This window comes from Gilliamella sp. BG1 (genome assembly GCF_046635625.1).
Taxonomy (GTDB): Bacteria; Pseudomonadota; Gammaproteobacteria; order Enterobacterales; family Orbaceae; genus Gilliamella; species Gilliamella bombi.
The window spans coordinates 18876-38774 of record NZ_JBIDFG010000010.1 but is presented as its reverse complement, the minus strand read 5'-3'; the positions used below and the strand labels follow the sequence as shown (position 1 = coordinate 38774).

Annotated in this window: 19 protein-coding genes; 4 read left to right on the top strand and 15 right to left on the bottom strand. The window is 34.6% G+C overall.

What is annotated here, in order from left to right; all coding sequences use genetic code 11:
- Nucleotides 1-46: 46 nt before the first annotated feature.
- The 13 genes from ACGH80_RS06700 to ACGH80_RS06640 all read right to left on the bottom strand — a co-directional run bounded on the left by ACGH80_RS06700 (nucleotide 47) and on the right by ACGH80_RS06640 (nucleotide 11008).
- The gene (locus ACGH80_RS06700; RefSeq protein ID WP_034911455.1) at nucleotides 47-568 is read right to left on the bottom strand and encodes a gamma carbonic anhydrase family protein; all 522 of its coding nucleotides are present in this window, start codon (nucleotides 566-568) and stop codon (nucleotides 47-49) included.
- 5 nt (nucleotides 569-573) lie between these two features.
- Nucleotides 574-1815 (bottom strand): Bcr/CflA family multidrug efflux MFS transporter, encoded by a 1242-nt coding sequence (locus ACGH80_RS06695; protein WP_065589432.1) that lies wholly within the window; start codon nucleotides 1813-1815, stop codon nucleotides 574-576.
- 128 nt (nucleotides 1816-1943) lie between these two features.
- Nucleotides 1944-2633 (bottom strand): 16S rRNA pseudouridine(516) synthase RsuA, encoded by a 690-nt coding sequence (rsuA, locus tag ACGH80_RS06690; RefSeq protein ID WP_296300461.1) that lies wholly within the window; start codon nucleotides 2631-2633, stop codon nucleotides 1944-1946.
- Between the two features lie 21 nt (nucleotides 2634-2654).
- Nucleotides 2655-3386, bottom strand: coding sequence for a class I SAM-dependent methyltransferase (locus tag ACGH80_RS06685; protein WP_411630729.1), 732 nt, complete (start codon nucleotides 3384-3386; stop codon nucleotides 2655-2657).
- A complete protein-coding gene (prlC, locus tag ACGH80_RS06680; RefSeq protein ID WP_411630728.1) occupies nucleotides 3373-5400 on the bottom strand; it encodes an oligopeptidase A in 2028 nt (675 codons plus the stop codon). The genes ACGH80_RS06685 and prlC overlap by 14 nt, the downstream gene beginning before the upstream one ends.
- A gap of 96 nt (nucleotides 5401-5496) precedes the next feature.
- On the bottom strand, nucleotides 5497-5754 hold the full coding sequence (locus ACGH80_RS06675; RefSeq protein ID WP_065560910.1) for a BolA family protein: 258 nt from the start codon (nucleotides 5752-5754) through the stop codon (nucleotides 5497-5499).
- Nucleotides 5755-5846: 92 nt separating this feature from the next.
- Nucleotides 5847-6119 carry an STAS domain-containing protein gene (locus tag ACGH80_RS06670; RefSeq protein WP_296208569.1) on the bottom strand — a complete coding sequence of 91 codons (273 nt, stop codon included), beginning with the start codon at nucleotides 6117-6119 and terminating at the stop codon, nucleotides 5847-5849.
- Nucleotides 6120-6124: 5 nt separating this feature from the next.
- Nucleotides 6125-6769, bottom strand: coding sequence for a phospholipid-binding protein MlaC (mlaC, locus tag ACGH80_RS06665; protein WP_065589436.1), 645 nt, complete (start codon nucleotides 6767-6769; stop codon nucleotides 6125-6127).
- 14 nt (nucleotides 6770-6783) lie between these two features.
- Complete coding sequence (gene mlaD / locus ACGH80_RS06660) at nucleotides 6784-7371, bottom strand: outer membrane lipid asymmetry maintenance protein MlaD (protein ID WP_085164251.1); 588 nt, start codon at nucleotides 7369-7371, stop codon at nucleotides 6784-6786.
- Between the two features lie 11 nt (nucleotides 7372-7382).
- Nucleotides 7383-8162, bottom strand: coding sequence for a lipid asymmetry maintenance ABC transporter permease subunit MlaE (mlaE, locus tag ACGH80_RS06655; protein WP_141671397.1), 780 nt, complete (start codon nucleotides 8160-8162; stop codon nucleotides 7383-7385).
- On the bottom strand, nucleotides 8162-8977 hold the full coding sequence (gene mlaF, locus ACGH80_RS06650; RefSeq protein ID WP_218055882.1) for a phospholipid ABC transporter ATP-binding protein MlaF: 816 nt from the start codon (nucleotides 8975-8977) through the stop codon (nucleotides 8162-8164). The genes mlaE and mlaF overlap by 1 nt, the downstream gene beginning before the upstream one ends.
- A gap of 287 nt (nucleotides 8978-9264) precedes the next feature.
- Nucleotides 9265-9864, bottom strand: a complete 600-nt coding sequence (locus ACGH80_RS06645) for a methionine ABC transporter permease (RefSeq protein WP_411630747.1) — start codon at nucleotides 9862-9864, stop codon at nucleotides 9265-9267.
- Between the two features lie 85 nt (nucleotides 9865-9949).
- Nucleotides 9950-11008: a methionine ABC transporter ATP-binding protein gene (locus ACGH80_RS06640; RefSeq protein ID WP_296208595.1), complete on the bottom strand. Its 1059-nt coding sequence runs from the start codon at nucleotides 11006-11008 to the stop codon at nucleotides 9950-9952.
- Between the two features lie 269 nt (nucleotides 11009-11277).
- Between ACGH80_RS06640 and ACGH80_RS06635 the strand changes: the two genes are divergently transcribed.
- Nucleotides 11278-12126, top strand: coding sequence for a MetQ/NlpA family ABC transporter substrate-binding protein (locus ACGH80_RS06635; RefSeq protein WP_141671398.1), 849 nt, complete (start codon nucleotides 11278-11280; stop codon nucleotides 12124-12126).
- Nucleotides 12127-12175: 49 nt separating this feature from the next.
- On the opposite strand, the gene ACGH80_RS06630 is transcribed toward ACGH80_RS06635, so the two are convergent.
- A complete protein-coding gene (locus tag ACGH80_RS06630) occupies nucleotides 12176-12505 on the bottom strand; it encodes a rhodanese-like domain-containing protein (protein WP_065560916.1) in 330 nt (109 codons plus the stop codon).
- A 129-nt stretch (nucleotides 12506-12634) separates the two neighbouring features.
- A complete protein-coding gene (gene pepN / locus ACGH80_RS06625; protein ID WP_411630726.1) occupies nucleotides 12635-15268 on the bottom strand; it encodes an aminopeptidase N in 2634 nt (877 codons plus the stop codon).
- A 158-nt stretch (nucleotides 15269-15426) separates the two neighbouring features.
- On the opposite strand from pepN, the gene pncB reads away from it, so the two are divergent.
- The 3 genes from pncB (at nucleotide 15427) to ACGH80_RS06610 (ending at nucleotide 19646) form a co-directional block, all read left to right on the top strand.
- Nucleotides 15427-16620 carry a nicotinate phosphoribosyltransferase gene (gene pncB / locus ACGH80_RS06620; RefSeq protein WP_411630725.1) on the top strand — a complete coding sequence of 398 codons (1194 nt, stop codon included), beginning with the start codon at nucleotides 15427-15429 and terminating at the stop codon, nucleotides 16618-16620.
- Between the two features lie 168 nt (nucleotides 16621-16788).
- Nucleotides 16789-18192, top strand: a complete 1404-nt coding sequence (gene asnS, locus ACGH80_RS06615; RefSeq protein WP_411630724.1) for an asparagine--tRNA ligase — start codon at nucleotides 16789-16791, stop codon at nucleotides 18190-18192.
- A 284-nt stretch (nucleotides 18193-18476) separates the two neighbouring features.
- Nucleotides 18477-19646: a porin gene (locus tag ACGH80_RS06610; protein WP_174798652.1), complete on the top strand. Its 1170-nt coding sequence runs from the start codon at nucleotides 18477-18479 to the stop codon at nucleotides 19644-19646.
- Nucleotides 19647-19899: the final 253 nt, after the last annotated feature.

Genomic DNA, 19899 nt, shown 5'->3' with positions numbered 1-19899 from the left:
GCTCACAGAGCCAATACTGTTTAAAACGCAATTTATTGTTGGGTTATTATGCAACAGGAAGTAGGCTAGTTTTAAATCTTATACCATTTTGTACATATCGTTGTGCATTAGTGATATTTGCTGTAATTTCAGCTTTAGTTAATTTGCGGATAATTTTTGCGGGTGATCCCATAATTAAACAACCTTCTTCATAAGGTATGGTGTGTGTTACTAGCGAGTTGGCGCCAACAAGGCAATTTTTTGCAATTTTAGCATTGTTTAATATAGTACTACCCATACCAATTAATACATTATCTTCAATGGTGCAACTATGTAGGATAACATTATGCCCAATAGTGACATTCTCGCCAATAATGCAAGGGATATCTGTTTCAATATGGATGGTAGTGTTATCTTGCACATTGCTATTTTTACCAATATGTATGGGAGCAATATCACCGCGTAAAACAGCGTTGAACCAAATAGAAACACCCTCTTGTAAAACGACATCACCAATGATATCAGCAGATTTTGCGATAAAACAATTTTGATGAATTTGTGGATGTAAATCACCTAGTTGATAGATCATAATTATTACCTTTTATTATTTTTGACACTCAAAAATAAGCTCACAGAAATAAAATTACATAACACCATAGAGCCAACCATTAGCCACTCTGTTGTATTATTGACCGTTATGGATTGTGCAGTTGGAGTTGATACCAATAATGATAATAATATGCCTATTGCTCCAGCGATTGCAAAACGAATTGTACCGGCAAGAGATGAGGCTGTACCTGCAATATAGGGATAAAAGTCTAAAACGATTGCCATACTATTTCCACCAATGGTTGACATACAACCAATATATCCTGCAATGCAAATAACAAGATAGGCAAATCCGAGATTAAATAATGTTACGATGGTAAGGCCTATTGCCATAACAAATTGGACCAAAAGACCGAACTGCATCATTTTAATCGAGCCAACATGTTTAACAAAACGGCTATTTAATGTATTCATAAACACCATAACTATTATATTGAATGCAAAGTAGTAGCCAAAATTAGTTGATGCAACACCGTGTAGATTCATATATACAAAAGGTCCTAAGCTTAAAAATGAAAATAATCCAGCTCCAGAAAATGCACCTAACATCATATAAGTTAATACTTGGCGATGCCTGAACAGTGTAATAAAATTACTTAAAATACGAATTAAACTAAATTTATTGCGTTTTGTTTTTGTAAGTGTTTCAGGAATAAATGCGATCACTAGACCAAAGCAAGTCAAAGCAATTAGGCTAATAGTGTAGAAATTGGCTTGCCAATTAAACCAATATAAAATAAATCCACCAATAATTGGTGCGAGTAATGGTGCTACGTTGGATATCAGCATGACAAATGACATCATTTTAGAAAATTCGTCACGATCACGATAAATATCTTTCATTAACGCATTAATGACTATTGCTGTAGCCGCTGCCGCAATGCCATGGAAAAAGCGAGCTGTAATTAATTGATTAATATTGTTGGCAATACCACAGCTTAACGCCGCAACTATAAAAATAATTAGACCCAAAATGAGAACATTACGACGCCCATAACTATCTGTGAGTGGTCCAAATAAAAGTTGTCCAACAGAAAATCCTAATAAATAGCAACTAATTGTTAGCTGTACCGTGCCATCGGTTACATTAAAGTCGCGTGCAATCGTTGGCATACTAGGTAAATACATATCTATGGATAAAGGCATCAACATAGAAAGTAATCCAAGGATAAAAATAAGCGCTTGTTTGGAAATTTTGATATCACTTAAACAATCTTGAGTTGGCACGTCATACTTCCTTCAAATTTTTTAAAATACACCTAAAAAGATGTCATATAAATGAGATAAAATTATTTAAAAAATATTCATTTATCTAAATGGAAAGTTGCTATTAAGATTAATGTAAATTATATGTGTCAATTAAACGAGTCGATTTCATCTTGTGAAAGTGGTCGATATTCACCTTCAGGTATATCAAGAATTACCTTACCTATTTGTTTGCGATGCAATTCAACAACATGGTTATTGACTGCTGCAAACATGCGTTTAACTTGATGATATCGTCCTTCACTAATAGTTAATTCAGCGTGAAAGTCATCAATAATATTTAATTTCGCTGGTTTGGTAAGTGATTTCTCATTTTTTAATTGGATACCATTTTTAAATATATCAATCAGTTCAATACATAATGGCTGTTCAACTGTGACGATATAGACTTTTTCGCAATGATGTTTGGGTGATGTAATACGGTGTGACCACTTACCATCATCAGTAAGTAGAACAAGTCCTGTAGTATCAAGATCAAGTCTACCTGCTGCATGCAATTTTTCAGGCATTGGTTCATCAATAAAATAAAGTATAGTAGGGTGGTCAGGATCATCAGTCGAACAGACATAACCTTGAGGTTTATTAAGCATAAAGTAACGATTATTGGTTACGGGTATGATTTCATAACCATCATACTCAACCACTTGCTCGGGTAATAACTGGTAAGCACCTGATTTTATAATTTCACCATCGACAGTCACTTTTTTAGCTTTGAGTTCTTTGGTTACAATAGTGCGGCTAGCGCCTAAGTGATGAGCGAGAAATTTATCTAATCGCATAATTTAAACAATATCCTTGTATTACTCTAAAGGTGTATATATATCAAAACGGTGATTTTTAGTTTTAATTTCGGCCGTCGGTTTTTGATTGGCTAAAAATGGTGCATAATCGGGTCTTTTCACTACAATCCGTTTTTTTGCTAATTTTCTTGCTGGTTTTAATAAGCTATCTGCATCATTATCACTGCCCACTAATTGTTGAAAAATGCGCATCTCTTTTTTGACAAGCGCACTTTTTTGTCGATGTGGAAACATTGGATCGAGATAAATAACATCAGGTTTTTCAGGGTAAGTACTCAATCCCTCAATGCTTGAATGATAAATTAAACGTAAATGTTGCTCAAGCCAACTACCGATTTTGGGATCTTGGTAGGCACGCTGCAAGCCATCTTCTAGCAATGCAGCAACAACAGGATGTCTTTCAAACATAGTGACATGGCAACCGATTGATGCTAAAACAAATGCATCTCGACCAAGCCCTGCTGTGGTATCAAGAACTGTAGGTAAATACTCACCTTTGATACCTACTGCTTTAGCAATTGCTTCGCCACGTCCACCACCAAATTGGCGACGATGAGCCATTGTTCCAGAAACAAAGTTTACGCATATTGCCCCTAGTTTTGGTTCGTCAGTTTTTTGTAACTCAAGTTGATTGTTTTGGGTAACAAGAGTAAATGGAAGATCAGCATGTGTGGATAACCACTGCTCAGCTAATAATTTTAGCTGAGCAAAGTTAGAATTAGTGGATACCATAATGACGAAGTAATGCTTCAAGTTGAGGTTCACGGCCTCGGAAGTTTTTAAATAATGTCATAGGCTCATCGCTACCACCCTGTGACAAGATATTATCAAGAAATGCATTGCCTGTTTTAGCGTTGAAAATACCTTCTTCTTCAAAACGTGAAAATGCATCAGCAGATAATACTTCTGCCCATAAATAGCTATAATAACCAGCAGCATAACCACCAGCAAAGATATGGCTAAATGCGTGTGGAAATCTTCCCCATTCAACGGTAGGAACAACCGCAACTTGCTTTCTTATTTCAGCCAATGTATTTAAAATATCAGGATCTTTTTGTGTATGTAATTTAAAGTCAAAAAGACCAAATTCCAATTGGCGTAAAATAAATAGTGCTGCTTGATAGTTTTTAGCATCTAGCATCTTTTCTAACATATCAGTTGGTAACGGTTCACCAGTTTGATAATGCCCAGATATGAATGCAAGCGCTTCAGGCTGCCAACACCAGTTTTCTAAAAATTGACTTGGTAATTCAACAGCATCCCATGGCACCCCATTAATACCAGAAACTGACGAAGTATCAATTTCGGTTAACATGTGGTGTAAACCATGACCAAATTCATGGAAAAGGGTTGTAACTTCGTCGTGTGTAAATAGTGCTGGTTTGTCGCCAACAGGGCGATTGAAGTTACAGGTTAAATAGGCAACGGGTTTTTGTACATGACCATCAGCAAAACGCATACGACCAATGCAGTCATCCATCCATGCACCACCGCGTTTATGTTCTCGTGCATATAAATCAAGATAGAAACTACCTTTTAATTCACCATTAGCTGTATATAGATCATAAAATTTAACTTCAGGATCCCAAACTTCAACGCCTTGTCGCTCTTTGGCTGTAATACCAAAAATGCGATGCACTACTTCAAATAAACCATTAATAACTCGTTGTTGAGGGAAATAAGGACGCAATTCTTCATCGTTGATAGCGTACAAATGCTGTTTTTGCTTTTCACTATAATAAGCTATATCCCATGGTTTGATGTCACTTGCGCCAAAAAACTCATAAGCATAACGTTTAAGATCTGCTAACTCTTTTTCACCTTGAGGTTTAGCTTTAGTTGCTAAATTAGTCAAAAATTCAATCACTTGGTTGGTTGAGCTTGCCATTTTTGTTGCTAGTGATTTATTAGCATAATTATCGAAGCCTAGTAATAGTGCAAGCTCATTACGAAGCGTTAAGATTTGTTTGATAATTTCAGTGTTATCCCACTTACCTGCGTTTGGTCCTTGATCTGACGCACGAGTATTATAGGCTTGGTAAAGTTCAAATCGTAAATCACGATTATCACAGTAGGTCATGACGGGAAGATAACTAGGTATATCTAAGGTTAGTAACCAACCCTCTTTATCTTTTAATTTAGCCTGTTCTTTTGCGGCAGAAAGCGCACTTTCAGGCATGCCAGATAGTTCTTTGATATCGGTAATTAATTTTGACCATCCCATGGTGGCATCGAGCACATTGTTACTATATTTTGAGGATAATTCTGATAATTTTGCAACAATTTCACCGTAACGTTTCTGTTTGTCATCGGGTAAGCCAATTCCAGATAATTCAAAATCACGTAGTGCATTATCAACCACTTTTTTCTGTGCTTTGGTTAAAGTAGCATATTGTTCGCTTTCTTTGAGTTGCTTATAAGCTTGATATAAAGGTTTATGTTGCCCAACCCATGTGCTGTACTCAGATAGTAATGGCAGACAAGCTTCATAAGCTTCACGTAATTCAGGGCTATTTTTAACTGAGTTAAGATGACTAACTGGAGACCAAGCTCGTCCAAATTTTTCGTCTGCTTCATCAATTGGTTGAATTAAGTTATCCCAAGTATATTGGCTATTTTGCTTTAATACTGCTTCAATGGTATTTCTGCAGTTTTTTAAAGTTTCTTGTATAGCAGGCAAAACATGTTCGGGTTTAATTTGTGAAAAAAGGGGTAATGGTGCATCTGTTAATAATGGATTAGTCATGTAGCGATACCTTTATACAAATGGTGTTGTCTATTGATACAACATAATATGGTGGCGAAAACAATTAATTCAAGGGATTATCATGCTAAGAAATGGTTATAATCCCATAAGTTTGCGTTCACGTTGCCATTCAGTGGGGGTATAAGTCTTTATAGAAAGCGCATGAATACGGTTATCATTAATAAATTCAGCCAAAGGGGCATAGATTGCTTGTTGTTTTTTCACTCGATTTAAATCGGCAAATAATTCTCCTACAGCAATAACTTGGAAATGGCTTCCATCATCGGTTAGGACATGTACATCATCAAGTTCAAGCGAATTTTTTAATTTGTTTATAATTTCTTGTTTATCCATTATTCATACTCATCATTAATGTAAATTATGGGGGAATTTTTTGTTAAAAAGTTTCAGGTAACTATGTGTTTCAGTATAAAACTTAACATTTTTTAAATATTAATTACAGGTTGTAGATCATACAATGTAATTAATGTTTGTAGCTGAGGATTAATACCTTTGAGCTTTACATGATATTTATTGCAAAAATAAATTAAAGTTGCGAGCCCTGAAGAATCAACCCGAGTAAGTTGCGCAACATCAATGCAATTTACACCATTTAAAATAGTATTTTGTGTTGACCACAAATCGTTTAAAGAGTGAACATCAAGTTCACCCTGTAAAGATAATATTTCTTGTTGTTTTTCTGTTTTTATTCGCGACATTATGGCTAGCCTTTTGGTTTAGCGTTTGGGTCAATATTGCGATTTGAAAGATCAGTTAATTGTTTAGTTAATGCGTCAATACCATCTTGGCGTAAAATTGTTGACCACTCATTTTGCTTGGTGGTGATCATGCTGACGCCTTCTGCAACTAAATCATAAGCTTTCCATTCGCCAGTGACAGAGTTTTTACGCCATTGGAAATCAATTCGCAATGGTTGTTGGTTTTTATTAGGTTGGTTTAATAAAACACGAATAGAGATAAGCGTTTTGCCTGTTAAATCTTTTGGCGATTCAACCTGATAAGTTTGGCCATTATACATAGATAATGCTTGAGCAAAAGTTTGTACCAAATAGTTTTCAAAAGCAGCGAAATAGGCTTTACGTTGCGCATCTGTAGCACTTTTATAATAATTACCTAAAATTAATGCGCCAGCATACTTTACTTGTACATAAGGTAATAAATCTGTTCTTACGATCTCTTTTAGTTTGTTAGGATTTGATTTTAATGTCGCAGATTGTGCATTCATGGTGCTAAAAATCTTATTAGCAGCCATTTCCATCTCTTTATAAGGATCATTTTCAGCAAACGCATTAGCACTAAATATTAAAGCTAATGCAAAAAAAATAGTGTGTTTAAATTTGGTTAACATAGTAACAAAACTCCTTAATTTTCATTTATATCTTGTGTATCTTGTTTCTTATCTTTATCATCGGTCGAACCTCCAGTACTATAAAGGAATTGACCAATTAAGTCTTCAATAACCATTGCTGGTTTAGTGTTGTATATTACAAAACCATCATGAAAATAAGCTGGTTCATGATTATTTGTTGGCAAATTGTTGCTTGTGCCTTCGCTATCCAATGAATCAAGTTCTAATTCAGTACTTTTATCAAGTCCAAAGTTAATATCAATAAATTGTTCACCTAATAAACCTGATGTTTTAATTGAAAGCGAACTTGAAACTGGAATTTGATTGTATTGTGCATCAATATCTATTGTTACATAGGGTTTATATACATCAAGATCTGATGATTTTAGTGTTATATTACTGACTCGACCAATCACAACGCCACCGATTTTGATTGGAGAGCGTGCTTTTAATCCGCCAATATTATCAAATACAGCATAAACTCGATATGAATTATGACTAGCAAATGATGTTGGATCCGTTACACGGAAACATAAAAAAAGTACCGAGCAAATGACCAGTACCATAAATAATCCTACTGTGATTTCAACTTTACGACTCATGTTTAATGACCTCAATGACTAAACATTAATGCGGTTAAAATAAAATCTAACCCCAAAATTACTAATGATGAATAAACAACAGTGCTTGTTGTTGCTCGACTAATTCCTTCTGATGTTGGTACACAATCATAACCATTGAAAAGTGCAATCCAAGTGCTGGCAATGGCAAATGCAAAGCTTTTTACAAAACAGTTACCTAGATCATGCCACCAATCAACATTACTTTGAATAGATGACCAAAAAAAGCCTGCATCAATACCTTTCCAATCAACACCTACAATAACACCACCTAAAATACCAACGGTAACAAAAATTGCAGTTAAAAATGGCATACTGAAAAAACCAGCCCAAAAACGAGGTGCAATAATACGTCGTAATGGATCAATTGCCATCATTTCCATACTTGATAGCTGCTCAGTTGCTTTCATTAAGCCGATTTCAGCCGTTAATGCAGAGCCAGCACGACCTGCAAACAGCAAACCAGCAACAACAGGACCTAACTCACGAAGTAGGGCAAGGGCTACCATCATTCCAAGGCTGGCTTCAGCACCAAAAGTGGTCAGAATAAAATAACCTTGCAAGGCCAAAACCATGCCAATAAAAAGACCAGAAACAATAATAATAGTGAGTGATTGTACTCCAACAAAATAAAATTGCTTAATAAGTAATGGGAATTGTTTATTAAATTGTGGCTTACCAATTAATGCCCTAAAGAGCATCACACCAGAACGACCAATCATCGCAATGATATCAATAAACCATTGTCCTAATTTTGCCAGTAAATTTAACATTATTTTGTACCTCTGCTTAGGTCTAATTTGTAATCTTCAGCAGGATAATGAAAAGGTACTGGACCATCAGCCAACCCGTCAAGGAATTGTTTTACTCGTAAATCATCATTATCACGTAATTGTTGTGGTGTACCACCTGCAATAATATGTTGTTCGGCTACAATATAAGCATAATCTGCAATACTGAGCACTTCGGTCACGTCATGGCTAACAACGATACAGGTTAATCCTAATGATTGGTTTATTTCAGATATCAGTTTAACAATAACACCCATAGATATAGGATCTTGCCCAGCAAAAGGTTCATCAAACATAATTAAATCGGGATCAAGCGCAATGGCTCTAGCTAATGCTGCTCGCCTTGCCATACCACCAGATAGTTCCGATGGCATCATTTGAGCTGCACCACGTAAACCAACAGCTTGTAATTTCATTAAGACTAAATTATGCAATATAGGTTCAGGTAATTTGAAGTGCTCACGTAGTGGGTAAGCAACATTATCAAACACAGTTAGATCGGTAAATAAAGCTCCCGATTGGAATAACATGCTAATACGTTTGCGTACTTCATAAAGTCGGGAGCGAGACATGCTTGGAATGTCTTCACCATCGAATAAAATTTTTCCTGACTGGGGTTTTAATTGACCACCAATGAGCCTTAGTAGTGTGGTTTTACCAATTCCTGAAGGTCCCATGATTGCTGTCACTTTTCCTTTCGGGACATTCAAACTCATATTTTTATAAATAGGCCTTGTTCCACGATAAAAAGACATATCGTGAATTTCAACCAAATTTTGTTGTAATGCGTTTGTCACATTGATTTCCTAGATTTCTAGAATGGTAAAATTTTGCTTATTTTACTTGATATTTGTAAATAAAGAAATCAATTAAACGTTTTGCCTATTTGTGTATAACTGCTCAATAAATAGTTTTTATACTCGATGGCTGATTTTTATAGGCAAACAGAGGTTTTACGTAAAATATCTTATTAGAGAGATAAAAGATAATTAAGGCTATTTTTCTAAATAATAAATGGGGAAAGTTATATTTTAGCTCCCCCCATTTTTTACTGATCATGCATAACTAAAAGTGATTATGTGTTTTATTCATGCCGTGCTTTACGAGCTAAATAATTACCAGTGCTTTGAATAAATTGTATAGCAATAACTAATATCACCACGCAGATATAAGTAACAGTATTATCAAAACGTTGATAACCGTATGACACAGCTAAATCACCAATACCGCCAGCACCAATAGCACCAGCCATCGCTGTAGCACCAATTAAACCTATAGTAGCAGTTGTAAGCGTTAAAATTAAAGAGCTAAATGCCTCTGGTAACATAAAATACCAAATAATTTGTATTGGCGTCGCTCCCATTGATTGAGCCGCTTCAATAATACCACTATTCACGTCAAGTAATGAATTTTCAACTAATCTAGCAATGTAAGGAGCAACATAAAATGTTAACGGAACAATCGCTGCTATAGTGCCAATAGAGCTATTTACAATGACCTTTGTTAAAGGTTGGATAGCAACTAATAAAATAATAAAAGGCAATGAGCGAACTATATTAATAATCGGATTGATAATACGAAACACTCGACTATTTTCTAATAGTCCATAAGGTCTTGTTGTAACTAAGCAAATACCAAGTGGAATTCCGATTAATGAACCTAAAATTAAGGAGAAAACTACCATAATTAGGGTGTCATAGGATGCTTGAACAAATTGTTCAGTGGTTACTGATGTTGCAAAGCAAGAGGCCAAATAGTCAATTATAGTATTAAATATTTCCATTTTTACTCATCTCCCAATGTTTAATTTCAGTGACTTGCACACCGCGCTCACGTAAGTAATGTACTGATTCTTTGATATTACTATCGTTACCTTTTAGTTGAACAAACATACTACCTAAAACCGTTTTTTCGATTTCTGACATATGGGCAAACAAAATATTGACGATAACTTTTTGTTGCAGTATAAGTGAATTCATCACGGGTTCTGACGCAGATCTTCCTAAGAATTCGAGCTTAAATAATTTAATATTGTCTTTTTTACCTTCTATTTCTAACAAATTTTCCACAACACCATTTGGAATTTGATCGTTGATCACTGAGCTAACAAAATTTTGAGTAGTTTGGTGTTTTGGTTGTCCAAATACGTCAAGTACGTTACCTTGTTCTATAATCTTGCCTTTTTCCATTACTGCAACTTTATGGCAAATTTGTTCAATTACATGCATTTCGTGAGTGATTAACACGACTGTTATTTTATATTCTTCATTGATTTTTTTGATTAAATCTAAAATAGCTTGAGTGGTTTGTGGATCAAGTGCTGAAGTTGCTTCATCACATAGTAAAATATCAGGATCGTTGGCTAATGCTCGGGCGATACCAATGCGCTGTTTTTGCCCACCAGAAAGCTCTTTGGGATAGCTGTTAGCTTTATCACTTAATCCAACAAATTCCAAAAGTTCATAGACTTTTTGTTTAATCGAATGTTTATCTTTTTTGATTAAAATTAAAGGAATAGCAATATTTTCAAATACGGTTTTTGATTCAAGTAAATTAAAATGCTGAAAAATCATACCAATTTTTTGACGGGTTTGACGTAATTCATTACTAGATAATTGATTTAATAGTTTATTTTGAATAATGACATTGCCTTGTGTTGGTTTTTCAAGAAAGTTAATTAAGCGCACTAAGGTACTTTTACCTGCGCCGCTGTAACCAATAATGCCGTAAATATCACCTTTACTGATGGTTAAATTAATATCGTTTAAAGCTTGTGTTGTGACGCCATTTCTTTCATATTGTTTTGAGACATGTTCAAATTTAATCATTGTTCATCACCTATTTATTTTGTTCTAGTTGAATAAGTGCTTGCTTAGGCAATTTGGCTGAATCATTTATTGCAGGTGTTTATATGGCATATTCAACGATTGACAATAATTGATATATCTAACGGTATCACAGGTTAAATTGTTGCTCTAATAATCGTTTTTTATATCTTATTCCATATAGTTATAAGATAGAATTACTTGGAATAAATGAATGCTTTTTTCTGTGTTAGAGTGTATTTAATGCTTATAGCTTATAGAGGATAGCTGAAATGAAAAATGCGTTTATCAAACAAAAAATATTTAAATACATATCAGTCGTTTTAGTTGCTAGTTCAGTATTTTTGACTATTGGTTGTGATAATTCGTCTAAACCAGTCGATAATCAGACAAAAAAAGAAATTAGCATGGGCGTATCACCAGGTCCATATAACGATCTTTTTAATGATGCTGTTAAACCCATACTTGAATCAGAGGGTTATAAGGTTAAATTAGTGAATTTTCCGCATTTACTTGAATCAGATGTAGCTTTAAGTGAAGGTAGTATTGATTTAACCGTTGCACAGCACACAGCTTATATGAATGTGTTTAATGCCCAGCGTAAAGCAAATTTAAAATCGGTTGTGCATGTACCATCGGTACCTGCGGCAATATTTTCAAATAAGTTCACCTCACTAACGCAAGTTTTTTCAGGAGCAAAAGTTGCTATTCCACAAGATGCTTCTAATGCAGCTCGTTCATATAATCTACTAGAAAAAGCTGGTTGGATAAAATTAAAAAATAATACAAATCCTATTATTGTTAGTAAAAATGATATTGCTCAAAATATTGCAGGGATTGAAATTATTGAAATGGATTCGGCCAATATTCCTAGAGTGCTTAATGAATTAGATTTTGCGGTAATTCCAGGTAGCATTGTTTATTCTGCTAATATTGACTCGAACAAAGCATTACTTTCTGAAACCATCATTCCTGATTTGGAAATTATGGTTGTAGTGAATGAAGGAAACGAAAATAGTCGATGGGCTCAAGATGTGAAGCGTATTTATCAATCTCAACAATTTAAAGATTATATGAAAACACATAACCAAAATGGTTATTGGGTGATGCCTCAAGAATAAGCATAGCAAGGTAAAGTAATGAAGAAAAGCCCGTTTTATAACGGGCATTTTAGTATCGTGCCATCTGTTTATCAATTGTTAGCGCCCAAGCATCAATCCCTCCTGTAAGATTATAGAGAAAGTTAGGATCAAACCCGTTTTCTGCTAAATAATGAGCAACAGTTAGGCTACGTCTGCCGTGATGACAATAAATAACAATATCGATTTCATCTGGGATTTTATCTAGATATAAAGGGATCATATTCATTGGAATATGAGTTGCGTTGCCAATACTGCAAATGGCTATTTCATTGGGTTCTCGTACATCGAGTAGAAATAGATTATCTTGCTGATTTAATTTTTGTGCAAGTTCTGTGGGAGTGATTTCTTTTATTGTCATTATTTAAAACTTATTAAAGTGCTTGTAAAAAAGTTTCAGGAAACTATACGTTTAAGTATAAAATTTTAACTTCAATTTTAAATTTATTAATAGCATCCTACAACGATATTGCAGAATGCTATTTCCTACTTAGGCTTCTAGTGCCTTGTTAATTTTCTCAAATAAATCTTTAGATAAATTTTCAATTTTTAGCAATGCCTCAAGTGCTTTTCGCATCTGCTGTTGACGCTTTTTGTCATAACGTTTTAATCGAATTAGAGGATCGATAAGCCTTGCTGCAACTTGCGGATTTTTTTGGTTTAACTCAGTAAGAATTTCAACTAAAAATTGATAACCACTGCCATCTTCAGCGTGAAATGCCACAGGGTTATTATTTACAAATGCTCCAATTAATGCACGAATCCGATTTGGGTTACTGAGTGTAAATGAGCGGTGAGTTAATAATTTTTTCACGGTAACAAGAACATTCTTTTCTGGGCTTGTTGCGTTTAGTGCTAACCATTTGTCCATAACAAGTCCATCTTGATGCCATTTGTCATCAAAGTTAGCCAATAACTCAGTTCGACAATCAAGTTCAGCTTTTACAGCAACACTCAAGGCGGCTAAACAATCAGTCATATTATTTGCTTGATAATATTGTTGGTTAACCAATGTATTGGCGTGCGAATTATCATCGGCATGAGCTAATAAAGTTAAACAACAGTTTTTAAGTGACCGCTTAGCAATGTCATTATGTTTAATTTGATATTGTGATGTTTTATTGTGGTGATAAATGGCTAATAATTCATCATAAAGTTCGTTTGCAAAATGCGTTAACAAAAATAGACGCACTTGATGAATTGCGATTGGATCAACCACAGTAAATAAATTCGCCAACTCGTTTTCAGATGGCAAGGTTAAGATTTGTGCAATAAGGAAAGGGTCAGTTTTTTCTGATAACAATACGGCTCTAAATGCATCTAATACTGAATCAGGCAACATTAAATTTTGATTTTCTTGATAATTTTTCACATTCAAGCGAACATATTTTGCTAATAACATTTGAGCTGCATCGTAACGGCTAAATGCGTTAGTAGCGTGTTGCATTAAGAAAATAAGATCATTATCTTGATAATCATAAGTTAACTTAACAGGTGCTGAAAAATCACGTAATACTGAAATAATCGGTTTTTGAGTTACGTTATCAAAGATAAATTGTTGTTTGTTTTGTATTAAATTTAAAACATGGTGAACAGATTTGCCTTGGTATTGCAGTGGAATTATTTCACCATTATGTTGATATAACTCGATATCAAGTGGGATATGCAAAGCTTGTTTTTGTGCTTGATCTTGAGTAGCTGGCGTATATTGTTCTACTGTTAAAGTATATTGTTGATTTTTCTCGTTATAATTATCGGTAACGGTTAATTCAGGTGTTCCTGATTGGCTATACCATAATTTAAATTGAGTTAAATCAATACCTGAGGCATCTTGCATGGCTGCAACAAAATCATCACAAGTTGCGGCACTACCATCATGGCGTTTAAAATAAAGTTTCATCCCTGCTTGGAATTTATCTTCTCCTAATAAAGTATGCATCATTCGAATAACTTCAGCGCCTTTTTCGTACACGGTGACTGTGTAAAAGTTATTCATTTCTATTACTTGTTCAGGCCGAATAGGGTGAGACATTGGGCTAGCATCTTCGGCAAATTGAACGGTGCGCAAAAGTTTGACATCCTCAATGCGTTTTACTGAACGAGATCCCATATCAGCGCTAAATTCCTGATCTCGAAATACAGTTAATCCTTCTTTTAAACTAAGTTGGAACCAGTCGCGACAGGTTACCCGATTACCAGTCCAGTTGTGAAAATATTCATGACCAATTACACCTTCAATACCTAAATAGTCATCATCTGTTGCTGTTTGTGGCTTGGCAAGCACATATTTTGAATTAAAGATATTTAATCCTTTGTTTTCCATTGCTCCCATATTGAAAAAATCAACCGCTACAATCATAAAGATATCTAAGTCGTATTCAAGCCCAAAGCGTGTTTCGTCCCAACGCATGGCATTTTTTAAGCTTGTCATAGCCCACTGCGAACGATCTAAATTACCTTTATCAACGTAAATTTCTAAATCAACTTTCCGTTTTGATTGCGTGATAAACTGATCTTTTAAAATATCAAAATCACCAGCAACTAATGCAAATAAGTAAGCCGGTTTTGGAAAAGGATCTTGCCATTGTACCCAATGACGTCCATCAGCAAGCTCGCCTTGCGCTATGCGATTACCGTTCGAAAGTAGATAAGGATAATGTTGTTTATTCGCGGTAATACGTGTTGAAAAGCGAGCAAGAACGTCAGGTCTGTCAAGATAATAGGTAATATGGCGGAATCCTTCTGCTTCACATTGAGTACAGAGCGCTTCGCCTGATACATATAATCCTTCAAGTGCTGTATTGTCAATTGGTTTAATTTCGTTAACAATCGTTAATGTAAATTCTGCTGGAACACGCTGAATGATTAAGCCAGCTTTTGTGAGCTGATAATCATGCCATGGTTGTTCGTCAATATTAACAGAAATCAATTTAAGATCTTCACCATCTAAAATTAAATTGTCCACTTCATTATTTTTCTTAATAACACGGCTACGAGCTGTGACGGTTGTTATTTCGGGAGCTAAATCAAAATCAAGATCAATGTCGGTAATGGTAAAATCGGGTGATTTATAATCAAGACGATTTTTGGCAATAGGCAGCGATTCAGGTGTTTTTGTATTCATGTTGTTATGACCTTTTGGTTTGAAATCAATTTATATTTTATATTGGTTGATATTATAGCTGATTAAAAACAATCTTATTACATAATTAATCTATATCTTCATTATTATTCTGCTATAATCTTTGAAATTTTTATTTAAAGCAATAGCACTAAATTTACATGTTACCAGCAATAATTACATCAATATTAGATACTGATGCTTATAAGTTGCATATGCAGCAGGCTGTATTTCATTACTACCCAGAGGTAACTGTCGTTGCGCAGTTTCGTTGTCGTAGTGATGATTTATTGGGACAATATGTTGATGAAATAATACATCAAGTGAAATTAATGGAATCATTAGCGCTGTCTGATGATGAATTTAACTATTTATCAAATATTTCCTTTTTTAAATCTGACTATTTAAATTGGCTTAAAAAATGGCGTTTCAATAGTGATTTGCTCACTATAAAAAATGAAGATGGAGTGCTTTCTATTACAATTGAAGGTGAATGGCTAGATGTTATTCTATGGGAAGTGCCATTACTTGCCGTTATCAGTGAAATTGTTCATAAAGATCGTTCACCTAATATTGGAGTTTCTGAGGCACTAGCTCGGCTAAAAGATAAATTGGCGTTGTTTAATGAAAAAACAGCTAATATGGATATGTCGGGCTTTAATTTAATGGATTTTGGTACGCGTAGGCGTTATTCGTTTGCGGTGCAAGAGGCAGTTGTCAGTTATTTGAAAACACACTTTCATAACTTTCATAGTACTAGCAATTATTTACTGGCTTATCGTTTAGGGCTTACTCCTGTTGGAACCCAAGCGCACGAGTGGTTTCAAGCTCATCAACGTTTAAGTGCTAATCTTCAAGATTGCCAAAGAAATGCTCTTCAAGTTTGGTTAGATGAATATCCTCATGACTTAGGAATAGCATTAACAGATTGTATTACAATGGATGCATTTTTACGTGATTTTGATTTGCATTTTGCTTCTCATTATCAAGGGCTTCGTCATGATTCAGGTGATTCAATTCAATGGGGTGAAAAAGCAATTGCTCATTATCAGCAATTGGGCATAGATCCACAAACTAAACTTTTGGTTTTTTCTGATAGCTTAAATTTTGATAAGGCGATTAAAATCTATCAACATTTTAATCATCGCGTAAAATTATCTTTTGGCGTCGGTGGTTTTTTAGCTTGTGATATTCCATCTAAAGATGCCAATACCAAAGCATTGAACATTGTGCTTAAATTAACGGAATGTAATAATCAATCAGTGGCTAAACTATCAGATAGTCCAGGTAAAACGATATCTCAGGATTTAGATTTTATTGATGAATTAAAACGAACTTTTAGTGTTAAACAATGATAATAATTCATGTTTAACTTATTATTAATATTAGAAACTAAAAATTAGTAATTAGTAATAAGAAACAAGTTATTCAAGAATTCCATTTCGTTATGGGATAGTCTTTAGAATATATCTGTATTACTTTAAATATTACTTAAACAAATTAATGTAGAGATGGATAATTAAATGACTTCAGTTGCACCTATTGTTGATGTGTTACAAGGCAAAATTGCTGTTGGTAGCACTATTTCAGTTCAAGGCTGGGTAAGAACTCGCCGTGATTCTAAAGCAGGTATTTCATTTTTAGCTGTTTACGATGGTTCTTGCTTTGACCCTATTCAAGCTGTTATTGAAAATAATTTACCTAATTATGAACAAGAAATCTTGCGTCTAACAGCTGGTTGTTCCGTTAAAGTCGCTGGTAAAGTAGTGGAGTCACCAGGTCAAGGTCAAAAATATGAATTACAAGCAACGCAAGTTGAAGTGTATGGCTTTGTTGACGATCCCGAAACTTACCCAATGGCAGCAAAGCGCCATTCAATTGAATATCTTCGTGAAGTGGCTCACTTGCGTGCAAGAACCAATATTGTTGGTGCGATAACGCGTGTACGCCATACGCTTGCGCAAGCAATTCATCAGTTTTTTAATGATCGTGGCTTTTATTGGCTATCAACTCCTATTATTACCGCATCAGATACTGAAGGGGCGGGCGAAATGTTCCGCGTTTCAACACTTGATATGCTAAATCTGCCTAAATCTGATAATGGTAAAGTTGATTTTGATAAAGATTTCTTTGGTAAAGAAGCTTTTTTAACCGTTTCTGGACAATTAAACGCTGAAACTTATGCTTGTGCACTTTCTAAAGTTTATACTTTTGGTCCAACATTTAGAGCAGAGAACTCAAATACTACTCGCCATTTAGCTGAGTTTTGGATGATGGAGCCTGAAGTAGCGTTTGCTGATCTAGATGATAACGCTAAGCTTGCTGAGGATATGTTGAAATATGTGTTTAAAGAAGTGCTAGAAAAACGTGCTGATGATATGCAATTTTTTGCTCAGCATGTCGATAAAGAAGCAATCAATCGTCTTGAAAACTTTATTAATGCTGATTTTGCTCAAGTGGATTACACTGATGCTATCACTATATTACAAAATTGTGATGCTAAATTTGAAAACCCAGTCAGCTGGGGAATTGATTTAGCTTCAGAACATGAACGTTATTTAGCTGAACAACATTTTAAAGCACCAGTGGTAGTAAAAAACTATCCGAAAGATATTAAAGCGTTTTATATGCGTATGAATGATGACGGTAAAACGGTAGCGGCAATGGATGTTTTAGCGCCAGGAATTGGTGAAATCATTGGTGGATCTCAGCGTGAGGAGCGTTTAGATATGTTGGATAAGCGCATGGAAGAATTGGGACTCAAAAAAGAAGATTATTGGTGGTATCGTGATTTACGTCGATACGGTACTGTGCCGCATTCTGGTTTTGGTCTTGGTTTTGAACGTTTAATTGTTTATGTAACAGGTGTTCAAAATGTGCGCGATGTTATCCCATTCCCAAGAACGCCGCGTAATGCAAACTTTTAAGTTGATTAAAATCCCTAACAAGAATTTATTGAGAGTTACAGTAGGTAGATATTAATCTGTTTTAGTTTAAAAAACAATCAAACAGGCTTAAATTTAGACTTAGACACTACATTTAATGAAAAGTTCGCTTGATTTTAAAAAAAATTTATACATAATTTACACTACTGTAAAAAGTAGAAAAATAATAGATAAAAATATTATTTTTTGGATGAATAATTATTGTACGAAAATTGACACTAAACTTATGGAAGTGTCTTTTTAAAAAATAACCATGAGGGTAAAAAATGAAACGTAATCTATTAGCAATCGCTATCCCTGCGCTTTTAGTCGCAGCTGGTGCAAATGCATCTATCGAAGTTTGGAACAAAGATGGTAATAAAGTTGACTTTTATGGTCGAGTAAAAGCAGCTAACAACATTACTGACCGTGGTCAAAAAGGCGAAGGTGATGATACTTCAGCTCGTTTAGGTATGTCAGGTCAAACTCAAATCACTGATAGCGTAACTGGCTATGGTCGTTGGGAATACGAAGCTAAAGCGGGTAAAAATTCTGATAATGAAGTACGTTATGCATTCGCTGGTTTAAACTTTGGTGATGCTGGTTCATTCGACTATGGTCGTAATGACGGTGTGTTAAAAGCAATTACTGCTTATACTGACGTATTACCACAATTTGGTGGTGATGCAGCAAACAACGATTGGAACGTACTTTCAGCTCGAACTAAAGCTGTTGCAACTTATCGTAACAATAACTTCTTCGGTTTAACTGATGATATCAGCTTTGCATTACAATATGCAGATAACGGAGATAACTCAAATGATTTTAAAGAAGATGCAATTAGAGGTGAATCTCGTGAAGCTTATGGTGCAAACGTTCAATGGAACATCTTTGACTCTGGTTTAACTGCTGGTGCGGGTTATGCGCAAACTTCAAACAGTGATAATCGTCAAAGTACTTGGGCTGGTGGTCTTAAATATGATAACTATAATTTATATTTAGGTGCTAACTATTTCCAAAGTAAATTAAAGAATAGTCTTGCTACTTATTACCATGATCCAGTGAGTAATAAAGATTTTTACTTGAGAAATACTGATCTAAAAGTTAGAGGATTTGAATTAGTTGCTCAATATGGCATCGATCTTGAGGTTGGTCGTTTAACTCCTTCTCTAGCTTATGTTCAACACAAACTTAAATCTTCTGATTATGACAACTTTTCAAAATATGGTTACCTTTGGAAGTATCGAGGTTTTAGTTCACCAGAAGTTAAATATGTATCTGTAGGCGCAACTTACGATTTAAACAAAAACTTTAGTGCGATTGTTGAATATAAATTCAATCTTCTTGATCGTAAAGACATAGGTGCGGCACATAATACAGAACACCAACGTGATCGTCACATGAACAAACCAGGTACTAAAGATGTGTTAGGTGTTGGTTTAATCTACCAATTCTAATCTCTTAATATCTTATAAAAAGGCACTTAGGTGCCTTTTTTTTCATCTTTTAAATTCATTCCCACCTAAAAAAACATTTTATGCCTAAAAAAATTTATAATAAATATTAAAATATTCGAAAATTCGCAGAATAAATCTAAATTCCATTGTTAAATAGGCAATGTGGCATTAGAGCCATGTTTATTAGGCAAAATGGCTATCACAGTAATAATATAATTGCTAATTGCTAATTGCTAATTGTTAATTGTTAGCA